This window comes from Streptomyces sp. NBC_00637, from assembly GCF_045161545.1.
In the GTDB taxonomy this organism is placed as follows: domain Bacteria; phylum Actinomycetota; class Actinomycetes; order Streptomycetales; family Streptomycetaceae; genus Streptomyces.
The window spans coordinates 467178-485488 of the sequence record NZ_CP109046.1 but is presented as its reverse complement, the minus strand read 5'-3'; the positions used below and the strand labels follow the sequence as shown (position 1 = coordinate 485488).

The 18311-nt window shown below is 72.4% G+C and carries 20 protein-coding genes and 1 pseudogene; 20 read left to right on the top strand and 1 reads right to left on the bottom strand.

Going from position 1 to position 18311, the window contains the following annotated elements; genetic code table 11:
• Position 1 precedes the first annotated feature (1 nt).
• The 17 genes from OG440_RS02105 (at position 2) to hypE (ending at position 15868) form a co-directional block, all read left to right on the top strand.
• Positions 2 to 316, top strand: coding sequence for a DUF6400 family protein (locus OG440_RS02105; protein WP_406005092.1), 315 nt, complete (start codon positions 2 to 4; stop codon positions 314 to 316).
• On the top strand, positions 303 to 560 hold the full coding sequence (locus tag OG440_RS02100; protein ID WP_406005091.1) for a hypothetical protein: 258 nt from the start codon (positions 303 to 305) through the stop codon (positions 558 to 560). The genes OG440_RS02105 and OG440_RS02100 overlap by 14 nt, the downstream gene beginning before the upstream one ends.
• Positions 561 to 939: 379 nt before the next feature.
• A complete protein-coding gene (locus OG440_RS02095) occupies positions 940 to 2688 on the top strand; it encodes an enoyl-CoA hydratase-related protein (RefSeq protein WP_406011226.1) in 1749 nt (582 codons plus the stop codon).
• Positions 2689 to 2760: 72 nt separating this feature from the next.
• Positions 2761 to 3834 carry a hydrogenase expression protein HypE gene (locus OG440_RS02090; RefSeq protein WP_406005090.1) on the top strand — a complete coding sequence of 358 codons (1074 nt, stop codon included), beginning with the start codon at positions 2761 to 2763 and terminating at the stop codon, positions 3832 to 3834.
• A gap of 91 nt (positions 3835 to 3925) precedes the next feature.
• Positions 3926 to 5707: a nickel-dependent hydrogenase large subunit gene (locus tag OG440_RS02085; RefSeq protein WP_406005089.1), complete on the top strand. Its 1782-nt coding sequence runs from the start codon at positions 3926 to 3928 to the stop codon at positions 5705 to 5707.
• Complete coding sequence (locus OG440_RS02080) at positions 5704 to 6237, top strand: hypothetical protein (RefSeq protein WP_406005088.1); 534 nt, start codon at positions 5704 to 5706, stop codon at positions 6235 to 6237. The genes OG440_RS02085 and OG440_RS02080 overlap by 4 nt, the downstream gene beginning before the upstream one ends.
• A complete protein-coding gene (locus OG440_RS02075) occupies positions 6234 to 6875 on the top strand; it encodes a DUF5947 family protein (protein WP_406005087.1) in 642 nt (213 codons plus the stop codon). The genes OG440_RS02080 and OG440_RS02075 overlap by 4 nt, the downstream gene beginning before the upstream one ends.
• Complete coding sequence (locus OG440_RS02070; RefSeq protein ID WP_406005086.1) at positions 6872 to 7564, top strand: DUF6084 family protein; 693 nt, start codon at positions 6872 to 6874, stop codon at positions 7562 to 7564. Before OG440_RS02075 ends, OG440_RS02070 begins: the two co-directional genes overlap by 4 nt.
• Entirely contained in the window at positions 7561 to 8994 is a 1434-nt protein-coding gene (locus OG440_RS02065) for a hypothetical protein (RefSeq protein ID WP_406005085.1), read from the top strand. The genes OG440_RS02070 and OG440_RS02065 overlap by 4 nt, the downstream gene beginning before the upstream one ends.
• Positions 8991 to 9539, top strand: coding sequence for a hydrogenase maturation protease (locus OG440_RS02060; RefSeq protein ID WP_406005084.1), 549 nt, complete (start codon positions 8991 to 8993; stop codon positions 9537 to 9539). Before OG440_RS02065 ends, OG440_RS02060 begins: the two co-directional genes overlap by 4 nt.
• A gap of 10 nt (positions 9540 to 9549) precedes the next feature.
• Positions 9550 to 9654: a DUF6893 family small protein gene (locus OG440_RS02055; RefSeq protein WP_406005083.1), complete on the top strand. Its 105-nt coding sequence runs from the start codon at positions 9550 to 9552 to the stop codon at positions 9652 to 9654.
• A gap of 139 nt (positions 9655 to 9793) precedes the next feature.
• Complete coding sequence (hypA, locus tag OG440_RS02050) at positions 9794 to 10186, top strand: hydrogenase maturation nickel metallochaperone HypA (RefSeq protein WP_406005082.1); 393 nt, start codon at positions 9794 to 9796, stop codon at positions 10184 to 10186.
• A gap of 3 nt (positions 10187 to 10189) precedes the next feature.
• Positions 10190 to 10966, top strand: coding sequence for a hydrogenase nickel incorporation protein HypB (hypB, locus tag OG440_RS02045; RefSeq protein WP_406005081.1), 777 nt, complete (start codon positions 10190 to 10192; stop codon positions 10964 to 10966).
• Complete coding sequence (hypF, locus tag OG440_RS02040; RefSeq protein WP_406005080.1) at positions 10963 to 13335, top strand: carbamoyltransferase HypF; 2373 nt, start codon at positions 10963 to 10965, stop codon at positions 13333 to 13335. Before hypB ends, hypF begins: the two co-directional genes overlap by 4 nt.
• A 31-nt stretch (positions 13336 to 13366) precedes the next feature.
• Positions 13367 to 13672: a HypC/HybG/HupF family hydrogenase formation chaperone gene (locus OG440_RS02035; protein WP_406005079.1), complete on the top strand. Its 306-nt coding sequence runs from the start codon at positions 13367 to 13369 to the stop codon at positions 13670 to 13672.
• A complete protein-coding gene (hypD, locus tag OG440_RS02030; protein ID WP_406005078.1) occupies positions 13669 to 14796 on the top strand; it encodes a hydrogenase formation protein HypD in 1128 nt (375 codons plus the stop codon). Before OG440_RS02035 ends, hypD begins: the two co-directional genes overlap by 4 nt.
• Positions 14789 to 15868, top strand: a complete 1080-nt coding sequence (gene hypE, locus OG440_RS02025) for a hydrogenase expression/formation protein HypE (RefSeq protein ID WP_406005077.1) — start codon at positions 14789 to 14791, stop codon at positions 15866 to 15868. The genes hypD and hypE overlap by 8 nt, the downstream gene beginning before the upstream one ends.
• A gap of 73 nt (positions 15869 to 15941) precedes the next feature.
• Here the strand turns inward: hypE and OG440_RS02020 are convergent, their stop codons facing one another.
• Entirely contained in the window at positions 15942 to 16307 is a 366-nt protein-coding gene (locus OG440_RS02020; protein ID WP_406005076.1) for a hypothetical protein, read from the bottom strand.
• A gap of 183 nt (positions 16308 to 16490) precedes the next feature.
• Here OG440_RS02020 and OG440_RS02015 point away from each other — a divergent pair, with 183 nt between their 5' ends.
• The 3 genes and pseudogenes from OG440_RS02015 (at position 16491) to OG440_RS02005 (ending at position 18304) form a co-directional block, all read left to right on the top strand.
• Positions 16491 to 17015 (top strand): hypothetical protein, encoded by a 525-nt coding sequence (locus OG440_RS02015; protein WP_406005075.1) that lies wholly within the window; start codon positions 16491 to 16493, stop codon positions 17013 to 17015.
• Positions 17016 to 17110: 95 nt separating this feature from the next.
• A pseudogene (locus OG440_RS02010) lies at positions 17111 to 17980 on the top strand (dioxygenase).
• A 147-nt stretch (positions 17981 to 18127) separates the two neighbouring features.
• The gene (locus OG440_RS02005; protein ID WP_020126694.1) at positions 18128 to 18304 is read left to right on the top strand and encodes a hypothetical protein; all 177 of its coding nucleotides are present in this window, start codon (positions 18128 to 18130) and stop codon (positions 18302 to 18304) included.
• Positions 18305 to 18311 lie beyond the last annotated feature (7 nt).

Genomic DNA, 18311 nt, shown 5'->3' with positions numbered 1-18311 from the left:
CATGTCCCCCCGTGATCGCGCCCTTCCCGACGAGCCGGACGAATCCGGCGTGCCGAGCGGGCCCGCCGCAGGCCGGCCGGGTGCCCACCCCCCGGCCGACCTGACCATCGACCTGACGTCGCACGAAATGTTCCGGCGCGCCCATGTCCTGGACGCTCTCGGACCCGACTGGGACCCCGTCGCCGTGCTGCGCGACGAGGAGGCGGCGTACGAGCTGCTGTATTCCGGCCTCGACGCGGAGCAGCAGCGCGTGTACGACGAGCTGGTCGCGGCGGGTGTGCTGCCGCGTCGAGGGGGTGGCCATGCTGCCGCTTGACCCGCAGGCCGACATCGGGCGCCGGGCCTGGGTGGCCTGCCCCCGTTGCGAAGACCATCGCGGCTGCGCCACCTGTGAGCAGGGGCGCACCTGCTCCGAGCACTGGCGCTACCTGCTGTCCAACGCGGGCAGTCTGCTCCATCTCCAGTGCCGGTCGTGCACCCACATCTGGGCGCACGAGACCCATTTCGGCGCCACCCGCTCCCCGTGGGAGCGCATCACCAGCGGCCTGCGCCGACGGTGATCCCCTGCCCCGGCCGATGGGACGCGCCGGGGCGGTGAGCGTGCTCGCGCGCGACACCGTCGGCATCGCCCCCCTCGGCCTGGTGGCCGGAGGCCGCAACCGGTGATCCGTGACGGGCGACCCGTTGTCCGAGGCGCCGGGACCGGTTTCCCGGCCGACCTGCCGTCGGCGCCGGAGATTCCCCGCACGCGGACGTCGACGCCCGGGGAGTGCCGTCGCCGCTGCCGCAGGCGCGGGCCGTCGGTGGGGCCGGACGGCGGATCCGCGCCCGCGTTCGGATGATCCGACCGTCTGTCGTCGACGGACGGCGGGCGCCTTGGTCGAGGATCACGTCGGCGGCCCTTCCTGCCTGCCGCTCGTCGTCCGCCCGGAGGCAGCCGTGCACATCCTGATCCTGGCCAGCGCGTACAACAGCCTGACCCAGCGCACCCACGCCGAGCTGCGCGACCGGGGCCACCGGGTGGCGGTCGAACTCGCGCTGCCGGGCGGCTCGCTGCCGGACACCGTACGGCGGCACGCGCCGCAGCTCGTCGTGGCGCCGATGCTGAAGTCGGTGATTCCCGAGGAGGTCTGGACGGCGTACCCGTGTCTCGTCGTCCACCCGGGGCCCGTGGGCGACCGTGGACCGTCGTCCCTGGACTGGGCGATCCACGAGGACATCGAGGAGTGGGGGGTCACCGTCCTCCAGGCCGACGCCGAGATGGACGCCGGTGACGTGTGGGCCTGCGTGCCCTGTCGGCTTCCGCGGGTGTCCAAGAGCGAGCTGTACCGGGGTGAGATCGCCGACGCCGCGATCGAGGCCGTCCTGCTGGCGGTGGAGCGCTTCGCCGGAGGGACCCACGTGCCGCGCAGGCAGGTCGCGGCCCGCGCGGCCGACGCCCGCCTGCGTCCGCGCCCGTACCTCGACCAGAGCGTCCGGCGCATCGACTGGGCCGAGGATTCGACGCGGACCGTCCTGCGCAAGCTGAGGGCGGCCGACTCGCAGCCCGGTGTGCTGGACGGGCTGCTCGGCGGCGAGTGGTACCTGCACGGCGGTCACCCCGAGAGCGGGCTGCGCGGCCGTCCGGGCGAGCTGCTGGCGACCCGGGCCGGGGCGGTCTGCCGGGCCACCGGGGACGGCGCCGTGTGGATCCCGGAGCTGCGGGCCCGACGGCTTCCCGGGCGGCCGCCGACGTTCAAGCTGCCCGCCGTCACGGCCCTCGGTGACCTGCTGCCGCCCCTGCCGGAGGCGCCCGAGGCCACCTGGACGGACATCCGCTACCGCGAGGACGGCGACGTCGGCTTCCTCTCGTTCTCCTTCCCCGGCGGCGCCATGAGCACCGAGCAGTGCCGCCGGCTGCTGGACGCCTACCGGGAGGCGTGCGCGCGGCCCACGTCGGTGCTGGTGCTGGGCGGCGAGCGGGACTTCTTCTCCAACGGGATCCATCTCAACGTCATCGAGGCCGCCGAAGACCCCGCCGCCGAGTCCTGGGCGAACATCAACGCCATCGACGACCTGGTCGAGGCGGTCCTGACGACGACCGACCGGCTGGTGGTCTCGGCCGTCGCGGGCAACGCCGCGGCGGGCGGGGTGATGCTCGCCCTCGCGGCGGACGAGGTGTGGTGCCGCTCGGGTGCCGTGCTGAACCCGCACTACCGTCTGATGGGCCTGTACGGCTCGGAGTACTGGACGTACACCCTGCCCCGCAGGGTGGGACAGGCGGCGGCCGGACGCCTCATGCGGGAGGCGCTGCCGGTGAGCGCGGCGAGCGCGCTGGACCTCGGGCTCGTCGACCGGGTGGTGGACGCCGCTCCGGGAGCCTTCGCGGCGCAGGTCGGCCGTCTGGCCGCGCATCTGTCCGCCCTGCCGGCGACGGCGACCCGGATCGCCGCGAAGAAGACGGAGCTGGAGCGGCGGGAGAGCGAAATGCCGCTGGTCGCGTTCCGGGAGCGGGAGCTCGCCCGGATGCGGCGGACCTTCGACGACCCGGACGCCCCGTACCACGCGCTGCGCCGGGCGTTCGTGCGCAAGGAGCGCCCGTCGGCCACCCCGGCGCACCTCTGCGCGTCTCAAACCGGTCAGGGCCCGTCTGCCACCGAATTCACCGGAACGGCCCCCTATGACGACCCGTCGCGACCCATCGGCTGATACCAAGAACCGATGAACGTGGAAAGTCCCGCAATGGGGCTTTCATTCCTCACCTCCCCAGGAGGCGGTCCCATGACTGAGGCGACGACGAAGACGGTCGGCGCTGCGCCCGCCGACGAGACACCCACGATCCACATTCTCTGGATCAACGCGGGGCTGAGCTGCGACGGCGACTCGGTCGCGTTGACGGCGGCCATGCAGCCCAGCATCGAGGAGATCGTGCTCGGCGTGCTGCCGGGGCTGCCGAAGATCGCCGTCCACTGGCCGCTCATCGACTTCGAATGCGGTCCGATCGGCGGCGCGGACACGTTCATCGAGTGGTTCTTCAAGGGCGAGCGGGGCGAGATCGACCCGTTCGTGCTGGTCGTCGAGGGTTCCATCCCCAACGAGGCGATCAAACCCGAGGGCTACTGGTGCGGCTTCGGCGACAACCCGGAGACCGGCCAGCCGATCACCACCAGCGAGTGGATCGACCGGCTCGCCCCCAAGGCGCTCGCGGTGGTCGCCATCGGCACCTGCGCCACCTACGGCGGCATCCACGCCATGGCGGGCAACCCGACCGGCGCGATGGGCCTGCCGGACTACCTCGGCTGGGACTGGAAGTCCCACGCGGGCATCCCCATCGTGTGCGTCCCGGGCTGTCCGATCCAGCCCGACAACTTCTCCGAGACGCTCACCTACCTGCTCTACCAGGCGACCGGCGCCGCCCCGATGATCCCGCTCGACGACAAGCTGCGCCCCACCTGGCTGTTCGGGGCCACCGTCCACGAGGGCTGCGACCGCGCGGGCTACTACGAACAGGGCGAGTTCGCCCTGTCGTACGACTCGCCGAAGTGCCTGGTCAAGCTGGGCTGCTGGGGTCCGGTCGTCAAGTGCAACGTGCCCAAGCGCGGGTGGATGAACGGCATCGGCGGCTGCCCGAACGTCGGCGGCATCTGCATCGCCTGCACCATGCCCGGCTTCCCCGACAAGTTCATGCCGTTCATGGACGAGCCGCCCGGAGCCAAGATCTCCAGCACGGCCAGCGGCGCCTACGGGGCCGTGGTCCGCAAGCTGCGCTCGATCACGGCGCGGACGGTGGACCAGGAGCCCAAGTGGCGCCGGACCGGAGAGAAGATCACCACCGGTTACCGGCCCCCCTGGTGACCACCCGTCACCAGTGACTCACGAACGACCCGCTTCTGCATCGCGCACCCCCACAACCGAACCCCGCGCAACGAAGGGCACGGCAAAGACGATGGCAAGCACGAAGGCGGCCGGCGACGGCAGCGGCCTGGTGGAGATGGCCTGGGATCCGATCACCCGGATCGTGGGCAGCCTGGGCATCCACACGAAGATCGACTTCAAGCAGAAGCGGGTCGCGGAGTGCTACAGCACCTCGTCGGTCTTCCGCGGCTACAGCGTCTTCATGCGCGGCAAGGACCCCCGCGACGCCCACTTCATCACCAGCCGCATCTGCGGGATCTGCGGCGACAACCACGCCACCTGCTCGGTGTACGCGCAGAACATGGCGTACGGCGTGAAGCCCCCGCACCTCGGCGAGTGGATCATCAACCTCGGCGAGTCCGCGGAGTACATGTTCGACCACAACATCTTCCAGGAGAACCTGGTCGGGGTCGACTACTGCGAGAAGATGGTCAAGGAGACCAACCCCGGCGTCCTCGAACTCGCCGAACGCACCGAGGCCCCGCACGCGGCCGAGCACGGCTACCGCACCATCGCCGACATCATGCGCTCGCTGAACCCCCTCGAAGGCGAGTTCTACCGCGAGGCCCTCCAGGTCAGCCGCTACACGCGCGAGATGTTCTGCCTGATGGAGGGCCGCCACGTGCACCCCTCCACGCTCTACCCGGGCGGCGTCGGCACCATCGCCTCCGTGCAGCTCTTCACGGACTACCTCAGCCGGCTGATGCGCTACGTCGAGTTCATGAAGCGGGTCGTCCCCCTGCACGACGACCTGTTCGACTTCTTCTACGAGGCGCTGCCGGGCTACGAGGAGGTCGGCCGCCGCCGGGTCCTCCTCGGCTGCTGGGGCGCGCTCAACGACCCCGAGTACTGCGACTTCACCTATGCCAACATGACGGACTGGGGCCGGCGGATGTTCGTCACGCCCGGCGTCATCGTGGACGGCAAGCTCGTCACCAACGACCTCACCGAGATCAACCTCGGCATCCGCATCCTGCTGGGCAGCTCCTACTACGAGGACTGGCAGGGCCAGGAGCAGTTCGTCACCCACGACCCGCTCGGCAACCCGGTGGATCCGCGCCACCCGTGGAACCAGCACACCATCCCGGCCCCGCAGAAGCGGGACTTCGACGACAAGTACAGCTGGGTCATGTCCCCGCGCTGGTTCGACGGCAAGGACCACCTCGCCCTGGACACCGGCGGCGGCCCCATCGCCCGCCTGTGGTCGACCGCGCTCTCCGGGCTCGTCGACATCGGGTACGTCAAGGCGACCGGCCACAGCGTGGTCATCAACCTGCCGCGCACCATGACCAAGCCGGAGACCAGCTTCGAGTGGAAGATCCCGAAGTGGTCCAACGCGCTGGAGCGCAACCGCGCGCGCACCTACTTCCAGGCGTACGCCGCCGCCGTCGCCCTGCATTGCGCCGAGAAGGGCCTCGAGGAGGTCCGCGCCGGACGCACCCAGACCTGGGAGAAGTTCGAGGTCCCGGACGAGGGGCTCGGCGTCGGCTTCACCGAGGCGGTGCGCGGCGTCCTCTCCCACCACATGGTGATCCGCGACGGGAAGATCGCCAACTACCACCCGTACCCGCCGACCCCCTGGAACGCCAGCACCAGGGACACCTTCGGCACACCCGGCCCGTACGAGGACGCCGTGCAGAACACCCCCATCTTCGAGGAGAACACCCCGGAGAACTTCAAGGGCATCGACATCATGCGCGCCGTCCGCAGCTTCGACCCCTGTCTGCCCTGCGGCGTCCACATGTACGTCGGGGGCGGCAAGACGGTGAAGTCGATGCACGTGCCCACCGGCCTGAGCGGACTGGGCGGATGAGGGCGCCGACGGCGGCGCGACCCGCCGACGCGGAACAGACCGGACGCCGTGTCGAGGAGGTGCTGGACCGACTGGCCGCGAGCGGCGACCCGGCCGCCGCCGAGGCGGCCGAGGAACTCGTCCGCTCCCTGATGGACTTCTACGGCTCCGGACTGGCCCGCATCCTCCACCTGCTGACCGCCGCCCCGGGCGACCCGCTGGCGGGCCTGCTGGGCGACGAACTCGTCGCGAGCCTGCTCGTCCTGCACGACCTGCACCCCGAGGACCGCGACACCCGCATCACCCGGGCACTCGACAGCGTCCGCGAACACGCTTTGACCGTCGTGGACTTCGACGAGGAGAGCGGCGCCCTGACGCTGCGGGCCCGGGAGGCCGGCGGCTGCGGATGCGGCTCCGGCGCGGGCGCCCTGGAAGCCGCGCAGGCGGCCCTCGCCTGCTTCGCACCGGAGGTCAGGGCCGTCGACGTACAGTCCGCACCCGCGGGGCCCACGCTGCTCCAGATCGGCACCGCGCCGACGGGCGCCCGATGACGGCGTCCCCGACGACGCGCACACCCGGCCTGCGGAGGTTCCTCACCGAACGGCCCGCGCGGCCCGAACGGTGCGAACTGTGCGCCGTACCGGTCGTGGCCGACCACCGCCATCTGGTCGACACCGAGAAACGCGCCCTCGTCTGCGCCTGTGCCGCCTGCGCGCTGCTCATGGAGCAGCCGGGCGCCGCCGCGGGCCGCTTCCGCACGGTCCCGGCCCGCTACCTCACCGACCCCTCACTGCGTCTCGACGAGGGGGCCTGGGACGCGTTGCAGATCCCGGTCGGCGTCGCCTTCCTCTTCCGTAACGCGGCGCTCGACCGGCTGGTCGCCCTCTACCCGAGCCCGGCCGGAGCCACCGAGAGCGAACTCGAACCGGCCACCTGGACGGCGGTCCTCGGCGACAGCCCCCTCGCCCGGCTGCTCGAACCCGACGTGGAGGCGCTGCTGCTGCGCCGCACCGACGGCCACGTCGAGTGCCACCTCGTGCCGATCGACATCTGCTACGAACTGGTCGGCCGGATGCGCCTGTTGTGGCAGGGATTCGACGGCGGTGCCGAGGCCCGGACGGCGCTGGACGCGTTCTTCGCGGACGTCACGCGACGCGTGCGGCCCCTGGACGCGGGGGTGCGGCCATGACGGAGTTCTCCTTCGCCTGCACCGGCGTCCGCGCCGACCGCTACGCCGCCGGACCGACCCTCGTCTTCCGGCTGCGCGTCACCGCCGCCGACGGCGCCCGGGTGCACGCCCTCGCGCTGCGCTGCCAGATCCGCATCGAACCCGCCCGCCGCGGCTACGAGCCGGCCGAGGCCGACGGGCTCGCGGACCTGTTCGGTGAGCGCTCCCGCTGGGGCAGCACCCTCCAGCCGGTGCAGTTCGCGCAGATCTCGCTCATGGTCCCGAGTTTCACCGGTGAGACCGAGGCCGACCTCGTCGTCCCCTGCACCTACGACATGGACATCGCGGCGACCCGCTACCTCGACGCCCTCACCGCCGGAGAGGTCCCGCTGCTGATGCTGTTCTCCGGGACGGCGTTCAACGGCGACGCCGGTTTCCGGGTCGAGCCGGTGCCGTGGGACCGGGAGGCGGCCTTCCGCATGCCGGTCGCCACCTGGCGGGAGATGGTCGAGCAGCACTTCCCCGGGTGCGGCTGGATCCGGCTGCCCCGGGACACCATGGACGCCCTCCTCGCCTACCGCTCCCGGCGCGCGCTGCCCTCCTGGGACGCCACCCTCAAGGCCCTGCTGGACGACAGCGGCGGCGCGGACCCGCCCCGCCGCGACCCGCTGCGCGCGCTGACCGGCACCACCGGAAGGACGGATCCGTGACCGTGACCGCGTTCGCCTCGAAGACGCAGGAGCGGTTCGCCCTCGCCCGGCAGGTGGCCGACGCCGTCCTCTTCGAGGGCTATGTGCTCTACCCGTACCGCGCCTCGGCGGCCAAGAACCGGCTGCGCTGGCAGTTCGGGGTGCTGGTGCCGCCGCGCTGGGGCGCCGCGTGCGAGGAGCACGACTTCCAGCACACCGAATGCCTGATGGAACCCAAGACCGGCGCGACCCTCTCCGTCGAGGTGCGCTTCCTGCACGCCCGACGGCGCACCGTGCAGCGGGTATGCCCGGACGGCGGCTTCGAGACCGTGGCCGAACTGCGCCTCGACGACCGGGTGCTGGTGCCCTGGGACGAGGGCGGCGAGGAGCGCGTCGAGGTGGTCGCCCCGGTGGAGGAGCTCCTCGGCGACGGCGTCGCGCACCCCTTCCGCCGCCCCGCCCGGGAGGAGACCGAACCCGTCCTGGACGCGTCCGGCCGCACCGTCGGCCGGCTCCTGCGCCGCTGCGAGGAGATCAGCGGGACGGTCCGGCTGTCCGCCCGCGAGCTCGACGGCCCCTACCGGACCATGCGGCTGACCGCCGTCGTCGAGAACACCAGCGACTGGACACCGTCCGAGGCGGGCGACGCGGGCCGGGACGCCGCGCTGCCGCACTCCCTGGTGGCCACCCACCTCCTGATGGCCCTCAGCGCCGGATCGTTCCTGTCGATGACCGATCCCCCCGAGTGGGCGAAGGGCGCGGTCGCCGCCTGCCGCAACCTGCACACCTGGCCCGTACTCGCCGGCGAGGCGGGCAGCGCCGACCTCGTGCTGTCCTCGCCGATCATCCTCGAGGACCACCCGGCCATCGCTCCGGAAAGCCCGGGGGCGCTCTACGACGCCACCGAGATCGACGAGATCCTCGCGCTGCGGACGGCGGCCCTCACCGACGAGGAGAAGCGTGAGGCCCGCGGCACCGACGACCGGGCGGCCGCCGTGATCGAGCTGGCCGACTCGATGCCGGCCGAGGTCCTGGAGCGGCTGCACGGGGCGGTGCGCAGTCTGCGCCACGCCACCGGCCCGGCGACCCCCGCCGGCCCGGACGGCGGCTTCCCCGACGAGTACGGCGTGGCACAACCGGACACCCCCTGGTGGGATCCCGCGAGCGACGCGGGCTTCGACCCGGCACGCGACCACGTGCTGGTGGACGGCCGCCCGGTGGGCCAGGGCAGCCGGGTCGAACTGCGCCCGGGCCTGCGGCGCACCGACGCGCAGGACATCTTCCTGCGAGGCCGCACCGCGAAGGTGGAGGCGGTGCTCCACGACGTCGACGGCGGGGTGCACCTGGCGGTCACCGTCGAGGGTGACCCGGGCGCCGACATCCGCCGCGAGCAGGGCCGGTTCCTGTACTTCCAGCCCGACGAGGTCACCGTGGCGGAGGACGACGCATGAACCTTCCCGCACCGGCAGCTCCGCGGACACTCGTGGCGGGCATCGGCAACGTCTTCCTCACGGACGACGGCTTCGGCGTGGAGACCGCCCGTCGGCTCGCCGGACGTGACCTGCCCGGACATGTCGAGGTCGTGGACATCGGAGTGCGCGGGGTGCATCTCGCCTACCAGCTCCTGGACGGCTACGACACGCTCGTCCTGGTGGACGCCACGGCGCGCGGCGAGGCCCCCGGCACGCTGTACGTGATCGAACACGACGTCGGCGGCGGCCCGCCGTCCGGCACGCCCGCGCTGGACGGCCACCGGATGACCCCCGACACCGTCCTGGCGCTGCTGGGCACCCTGTGCGCCGGGACCGGGGGCGAGCCACCACGGCGCGTCCTGGTCGTCGGATGCGAACCGGCCTCGGTGGACGAGGGGCTGGGCCTCAGCCCGCCGGTGTCCGACGCCGTACCGGAGGCGGTGCGGCTGATCGAGGAACTGGTGCGCGACGGGGAGCCGGGAGAGTCCGCGCCGCGGGCCACGGCCGACGGGATCTCGACATGAGGAGAGACGGATGAAGAAGATCGTCATCGGTGGAGCGGCCCTGGCCGCCCTGGTCGTCGTCGGCGCCGAGGTGTTCCCCGACATCAGGCGCTACCTGCGTATCCGACGGATGTGAAACCCGGCCGCCGGGTGCCGCGCTGTTGCGTCGAACGGCGTACCCGGCGGCCGGTGACGGCGTGCCGGGCCGCCCGGTCCCGGCGTGCGCCCCTCTAATGAAGGCCGACCGGAGGCAGCCGGCGGAAGGACGGAGACCCATGCACGAGATGTCCGTCGCGCTGGCCGTCGTCGACCAGGTGGCCGAGGCCGCCGAGCGGGCCGGTGATGTCATGGCGGTGCGGTCGGTACGGCTCCAGGTCGGCGAACTGGCCGGCGTCGTACCCGACTCGCTCGCCTTCTGCTTCGAACTGGTCTGCGCCGGCACCCTGCTGGAAGGCGCCGAGCTGGTCACCGAGGCGGTACCGGGACGGGCCCGCTGCACCCCCTGCGCCCACGAGTGGGCCGTCGGCATGCCACCCCGGCTGACCTGCCCCGCGTGCGAGGGGACGACCACCGATCTGCTCGCGGGCCGGGAACTGCGGATCGCCGCCGTGCAGTGGGAGACCGGCGATCCCACGCCCACCCGCGAACCGATCTCCGAGGAGTGCTGAACCATGTGTCGTGTCGTCGACCTGCGTCAGGCCGTGCTTGCGAAGAACGACGCGAGCGCCCACACGCTGCGCACCCGTCTCGCGGCCCACGGCACCACGGTCGTCAACCTGCTGTCGAGTCCCGGCAGCGGCAAGACCGCGCTGCTGGAGAGCGAACTGCTGCGGGCCCGGGAACGGTCCGTGTCCGTCGCGGCGCTGACCGCCGATCTCGCCACCGAGAACGACGCGACCCGCCTGGCGCGGTCGGGCGCCCCGGTCAAGCAGGTACTCACCGACGGACTCTGCCACCTGGAGGCGGGCATGCTCGCCGGGCACCTGGACGGGTGGCTGCCCGACGGCATCCGCCTGCTGTTCGTGGAGAACGTCGGCAACCTGGTCTGCCCCGCCACCTACGACCTGGGGGAGACCCTGAGGGTCGTCCTCGCCTCGGTGACCGAGGGCGAGGACAAGCCGCTCAAGTACCCCACCGCCTTCGGCCTCGCCCACCTGGTCGTCGTCACCAAGATCGACCTCGCGGACGCCGTGGAGTTCGACGAGATCGCCTTCCGGGCGAACGTCCAGCAGGTCAACCCGGGCGTCGAGGTGGTCCTGACCTCGGCACGCCGGGGGAAGGGCGTGGGCGCGCTGCTCGACCGGGCACTCGCCGCCGCCGAGGGAGCGCCCCCGCACCGGCCGGTGATGGCCGGCCGGCCGGACCTCCGGCACGGTCACCCGCACCCCCACCCGCACACCCATGCCGACGAGACCGACGCCGGCGACCTGGCGCCCACCCCCTCGTGAGCGCTCCGCCTCCGCCGGCAGTCGTCGCCGGCGAACCGCCGCTGCGCCGCCGGGTCACCGTGAGGGGAGTGGTGCAGGGCGTGGGCTTCCGGCCCTACCTGTACGGCCTCGCCACCGAACTCGCCCTCGCCGGACATGTGACCAACACCGCGGAGGGCGTCGTCGTGGAGGTGGAGGGCGCCGCCTCGGCCGTGGCCCGGTTCTGCGACCGGATCGCCGCCCAGGCGCCCCCACTGGCCCGCGTCGAGTCCGTCCGGCACCGGGAGATGCCGCCCGTCGGCGACACCGCGTTCACCATCCTCACCTCCCGGACCGGCGGCCCGGCCCGCACCCTGGTCTCCCCGGACGCCGCCACCTGCGCCGACTGCCTCGCCGAGCTGGCCGACCCGGCGGACCGGCGGTACCGCCATCCGTTCGTCAACTGCACGCACTGCGGCCCGCGCTTCACGATCGTCACGGGCGTGCCCTACGACCGGGCCCACACCACCATGGCCGGCTTCCCCCTGTGCGCCGACTGCGCCCGCGAGTACGCGGACCCGGCCGACCGCCGCTTCCACGCGCAGCCGGTCGCCTGCCCGGCCTGCGGGCCGCGGCTGCGCCTGCTCGTCCCGCCGTCCGACGACCGCTCCGGAGCGGACCCGGTCACCGAGGCCCGCGTACTGCTGGCGGGCGGCGCGATCCTCGCCGTCAAGGGACTGGGCGGTTACCACCTGGCCTGCGACGCCACGAACGAGGAGGCGGTCGCCCGCCTGCGTCGGCGCAAGGCACGCGGCGACAAGCCGTTCGCCGTCATGGTCCGGAGAACGGCCGACGTCGAGCACCTCGTCCGGCTGGGCCCCGAGGAACGGAACCTGCTCGAAGACGCCGTCCGGCCGGTCGTACTGCTCCGCCGGCGCCGCACGGACCCGGCGTACGCGCCGCACGCGCCACGCCCCGCCGAGGCCGTCGCGCCCGGCAGCCCCGACCTCGGCGTGATGCTGCCGTACACGCCCCTGCACCACCTGCTGCTCGGCCTGCCCGGCGACCCGGACGGCCCCCGCATGCTCGTCATGACCAGCGGCAACGGCTCCGGTGAACCCATCGTCACCGACGACGGCGAGGCACTGGAGCGGCTCGCCCCGCTGGCCGACGCCTGGCTCACGCACGACCGGCCGATCCACGTCCCCTGCGACGACTCCGTGGTCCGCGTCTGCGACGGGGAGCCGCTCGTGATCCGCCGCTCCCGCGGCCATGCCCCGCTGCCGGTCGCCCTCCCGCTGCCCGTGCGACCCGCCCTCGCCGTCGGCGGCGACCTGAAGAACGCCTTCTGCCTGGGGGCCGGCCGGCGCGCCTGGCTGTCCGCGCACATCGGCGACATGGACGACCTCGCCACCCAACAGGCCTTCGAGGGCGCGGTGGCGCAACTGGAGTCCATCACCGGCGTACGGCCCGGCACCCTGGTGGCCGACCGGCATCCCGGCTACCGGTCCGCCCGATGGGCCGACCGCCGAGCGGCGGCGCGTCCCGTCGTACGCGTCCAGCACCATCACGCGCACGTCGCCGCCGCGATGGCCGAGCACGGGCTGGACGGCACCCGGCCGGTGATCGGCGTCGCCTTCGACGGCACGGGGCACGGTGACGACGGGGCCGTGTGGGGCGGGGAGTTCCTGCTCGCGGACTACGACGGCTTCTCCCGGTTCGGGCACCTCGCGTACGTCCCGCTGCCCGGGGGCGACGCCGCCGTGCGCAGGCCGTACCGCATGGCGCTGGCCCATCTGCGGGCGGCCGGGATCGACTGGTCCGACGACCTCCCGTGCACGGCCGCCTGCCCGCCCGACGAACTACGCCTGCTCGAACGGCAGTTGGAGCGCGGTCTGCACTGTGTCCCCACCTCCAGCATGGGACGGCTCTTCGACGCCGTGTCCTCCCTGGCCGGGGTGTGCCACCGCGCCGGATACGAGGCACAGGCCGCCGTGGAACTGGAAGGGGCGGCGCTCGGCGCGCCGGCCCACGACCGGGACGCGTACACCTTCGGCCTCCTCGACCGGAAGGGGGACGACGCGGTACGGGCCGACCCCGCGCCCGTCCTCGCCGCGATCGTCGGCGACCTGCGGGCCGGCGTCGCACCCGCGCGGGTCGCGGCCCGCTTCCACCGGGCGGTGACCGGCCTGGTGCACCGGATCTGCGCGCGGGCCCGGGAGCGGCACGGCCTGGACACGGTCGTCCTGACGGGAGGCGTGTTCGTCAACACGCTGCTCTCCTCGGCCTGTGCCACCACCCTGCGCGAGGACGGCTTCACCGTCCTGCGGCACCGGCTGGTGCCGCCGGGCGACGGCGGCCTGGCACTGGGCCAGCTGATGGTGGCCGCCCGGACCACTGCGACCGACTGAGACAAGGCGCGACCACAGCGAGGAGAGGCTCATGTGCCTGGCGGTACCCGGCAGAGTGCTGGACATCGAGGACCGGGACGGCACCCGGATGGCCACCGTCGACTTCGGCGGCGTGGTCAAGGAGGTGTGCCTGGAGTATCTGCCCGACCTCCAGGTCGGCGAGTACGCCATCGTCCACGTCGGCTTCGCCCTGCAGCGGCTGGACGAGGAGTCGGCACGGCAGACGCTCGAACTCTTCGCCGAACTCGGCATGTTGCAGGAGGAGTTCGGCGACGCCTGGGAGATGGCGGCGGCACAGGCGGGCGCGGACCCGGTGGAAGAGGTGCACACCCAGTGAAGTACATCGACGAGTTCCAGGACCCGGAGCTGGCCCGTCGGCTGCTCGACGACATCCACGCCACGGTGACCAGGCCGTGGGCGCTGATGGAGGTCTGCGGCGGACAGACGCACAGCATCATCCGGCACGGCATCGACCAACTCCTGCCGAAGGAGGTGGAGTTGATCCACGGACCCGGCTGCCCCGTGTGCGTCACCCCGCTGGAGGTCATCGACAAGGCCCTGGAGATCGCCTCCCGGCCGGAGGTGATCTTCTGCTCCTTCGGGGACATGCTGCGGGTGCCCGGCACCGGACGGGACCTGTTCCAGGTCCGCGGCGAGGGCGGCGACGTACGCGTCGTCTACTCGCCGCTCGACGCGCTGCGGATCGCCCAGCAGAACCCCGGGCGCGAGGTGGTGTTCTTCGGTATCGGCTTCGAGACGACGGCGCCTCCCAACGCCATGGCGGTCCACCAGGCCCGGAAGCTGGGCATCCCCAACTTCAGCATGCTGGTCTCCCACGTCCGGGTACCACCGGCCATCGAGGCGATCATGTCGTCGCCGAGCTGCCGCGTGCAGGGCTTCCTCGCGGCCGGACACGTGTGCAGCGTGATGGGCGTGGAGGAGTACCCGGAGCTGGCGGAGCGCTTCCGGGTCCCCATCGTCGTGACGGGTTTCGAGCCGCTGGACATCCTCGAAGGCGTACGCCGGGCCGTACGTCAGCTGGAACGCGGCGAGCACACCGTCGACAACGCCTACGCCCGTGCCGTGCGTCCGGAGGGCAACCCCGCCGCCCGGGCCATGCTGGAGGACGTCTTCGAGGTCACCGACCGGGCCTGGCGCGGTATCGGTGTGATCCCCGGCAGCGGCTGGCGGCTGTCGTCGAAGTACCGCGACCACGACGCCGAGTACCGCTTCCCGGTCGACGACATCCGGACGCAGGAGCCGGCCGAGTGCCGCAGTGGCGAGGTCCTGCAAGGGCTCCTCAAGCCGCACGAGTGCGAGGCCTTCGGCACCCTGTGCACCCCGCGCACCCCCCTGGGCGCCACGATGGTCTCCAGCGAGGGCGCCTGCGCCGCGTACTACCTCTACCGGCGACTGGACATGCCCGCCACCAAGACCCGGGAGGCGACCCCCGTTGTCTGACACCACCGATCTCCCCGCCCCCGCGCTCGACGTCGAGGGCTGGACCTGTCCGGCGCCGCTGCGCGACCGGCCCCGGGTCGTCATGGGACACGGCGGCGGGGGAGTCCTCTCCGCCGAACTGGTCCAGCAGATCTTCGCGCCCGCCTTCGGCGGCGAGGTGCTCTCCCAGCTGGGCGACTCCGCCGTCCTGTCCCTGGGCGGGGCCCGGCTGGCGTTCTCCACCGACTCCTACGTGGTGCGGCCGCTGTTCTTCCCCGGTGGCAGCATCGGCGACCTGGCGGTCAACGGCACCGTCAACGACCTCGCCATGAGCGGCGCCCGGGCCGCCTACCTCTCCTGCGGATTCATCCTGGAGGAGGGCGTCGAACTCGACGTGGTGCGGCGGGTGTCCGAGGCGTTGGGCGCGGCCGCGCGCACCGCCGGCGTGGAGGTCGCCACCGGGGACACGAAGGTGGTGGAGGCCGGACACGGCGACGGGATCTACCTCAACACCGCGGGCATCGGTCTCGTCCCCGCGGGCGTCGACCTGCGGCCGCAGCGGGTCGTTCCCGGTGACGTGGTGATCGTCAGCGGTGCCATCGGCGTCCATGGCGTGGCGGTCATGAGCGTGCGGGAGGGCCTGGAGTTCGGGGTCGAGATCAAGAGCGACTGCGCCCCGCTGGGCGGCCTGGTCGACGCCATGCTCGCCGTCACCCCGGACCTGCATGTGCTGCGCGATCCCACCCGAGGCGGCCTGGCGGCGGCGCTCAACGAGATCGCGGCGGCCTCCGGCGCGGGCGTCGTGATCCGCGAACGCGACGTCCCGGTCCCGTCGGCCGTGGCCAACGCCTGCGCCATCCTGGGCCTGGACCCCATGTACATCGCCAACGAGGGCAAGCTGGTGGCCTTCGTCCCGCGCGAGCACGCCGACGCCGTCCTCGAGGCGATGCGAGCCCATCCGCTGGGCACGGACTCCGTGATCATCGGAGAGGCGGTCGAGACGCATCCCGGCATGGTCGTGGCCAGGACCGGGCTCGGCGGAACCCGGGTCGTCGACCTGCCGATCGGCGAGCAACTGCCCCGGATCTGCTGACGCGGATCCGGGGACGGGGGAATCGGCCGACGGGCGGATCGGCCGACGGCCCTCGACCCGAACGGCCTCCGGGCTACGGGTCCTGCGGGTCCACGCCGGTCGTGGCGGACGCGTCCCTGGTGCCGCTGGGGCGCTGCGAGCGACCCTTCGGGCCGGTGTCCCGCTTGCCCTTCTCGTCCGTGTCGGCGTACTCCTCGCCGCGCCCGCTGCGACTCTCGACCGTGTCACCCGGCACGGACTTCGTCTCCTCCGCGGACCTGGTCCGGCCGGGGCCCTTCTTGCCCGCGTGCTCGGCGGCGTGGAAGGAGCGGTGGGCGCTCGGGTTGTCCTGCTGGCGGGTCTCGTCCACATCGGGCGACCAGCCGTGCTGCCCGGAGCCCTCGTGCCGGCTCGGACCCTGTCCGTGCGGTGGCTCGGACGAACGTGGTTTCTTCGTCATGGTCCGACCTGCCTGTTCCTGGTCAGTGGAGGACGCCGGTCGGGCGCCACGGTACTCACTGAATTATCCCCTCTTGCGATATTTCGAGCACGTTGGTGGCCCTGCCGTCCCGGGCGCCCGCCGTGGTCTGTACGTTCGCCCGCGGGATTCCGGGGAGCACGCGCGACGCCTAGGGTGCGGCCCATGGAATCGTTGATCGCCGCCGTCCGTGAGCGGGAAGAAGCCGCTCGTTTCCTCGCCTGGCCGGGTGACTTCGACCTGGACCGGGGCGACCATGTCGAGGAAGTGCACCTCGCCTCGGGAGCCGCGCTCGAGGGGTTCGCCGGCGACGGCGCGGGCGGCACGTACTTCTTCTGCGGTGAGGGCGGCGAGGAGCGTCCAGTCCTCTACGCCGACTCCGAGGGAGGTGCGGCTCTGGTGGCCATCGGCCTGCCCGAACTGCTGCGGCTCCTGCTGGTCGTCCCGTGGTGGCGGGACTGCCAGGCGTTCACGGACGAGGAGAGTCGCGAGCTGGAGGCCGAGTATCTGGAGGACATGCCGGACCTCGCGGCCCGGAGAGAGCGCGCCGCAGCGGCCCTCGGCCTCGGCCTCCCGGACCAGGCGGCGGTCCTGGACCGCCTGCGAGAGGTGGCCACCCGGTCGGGAGAGGACTTCGTTCTGATCTTCACGCCGGAGGGCACCCCCTACGAGCCGCTCTTCGCACCCTGAGCGCCGGCGTCTCCCGCTTCGGTGCTTCCCGGCCGGTGGAGACTGGGCCGGGCAACAGCCCACCGGCCAGGAAGCCCCGAACCGCGAGGACGATCATGGACTTCACCGTCGAGAGCGCCACCGAAGCGGTCGTGGACAGCTTCCGCGGCACCGAGGACCCCAGGCTGCGGGAGGTGCTGGAGAGTCTCACCCGTCACCTCCACGCCTTCGTGCGGGACGTCGGGCCCAGCGCGGGGGAGTGGGAGGCGGCGATCGACTTCCTCACCGCCGTCGGGCGTACGTGCGACGACACCCGGCAGGAGTTCGTCCTGCTCTCCGACGTCCTGGGTGTCTCCATGCTCGTCGAGACGCTCAACGGCGCGGACGAGGGAACCGAGAGCACCGTCCTCGGCCCGTTCCACATGACGGAGTCCCCTCGCCGGGATCTCGGCGACAGCATCGACCTCCTCGGCACCGGCCGCCCCTGCGTGGTCTCCGGCCGGGTACTGGCCACCGACGGCACGCCGTTGCCGAACGCCGAGCTCGACGTCTGGCAGTGCGACGAGGAGGGCTTCTACGACGTGCAGTAGCCCGACGTCCAGCCCCCGGGCAACGGGCGCGGGCTGTTCCGTACCGACGACGAGGGCCGCTTCTGGTTCCGCACGGTCGTCCCGTCCCCCTACCCGATCCCCACGGACGGGCCGGTGGGTGCCCTGCTGCGCGCCACCGGCAGGCACCCTTTCCGGCCCGCCCACGTCCACTTCATCGTGCGCGCCGAGGGCCATCGGCCGGTCACCACCCACACCTTCGTCGCCGACGGTCCCTACCTCGACTCCGACGCCGTCTTCGCCGTCAAACAGGGCCTGATCACGGACTTCGCGGAGTCGCACGACGAGCGGGCGGCCGAGCGTTTCGGCGTTGCCGTGCCCTTCACGCACGCCGGTTTCGACATCGTCCTGGCACCGGAAGCGCGGACGGCACGGTGATGCCGGCGTACGAGGCCGCCCGTGCGCGGGCCTCGTTCCCGAGAGTTGTGGTGTTCATGGCGCAGTCGGGGGCATCCGCAGATCAGCATCGCGGACCGCGATACGAAACGACTCCCCACGAGCCGACACCCCGAAGGGACGGACCCCTTGCTCGCCATCATCTCGGCAGTGCTGTTCTTCATCGCCTTCCTGATCAACGCGGCGGAGATCTCCACCAACGACACCTTCACCTCCACCAACCTCATGCTCCTCGGCCTGACCGTGCTCGCGCTGCACGTCGCGGGCATCGGCAGCGGCTGGTCGGTGCGCGGCCGCCGGCGCTGAGCGCCCC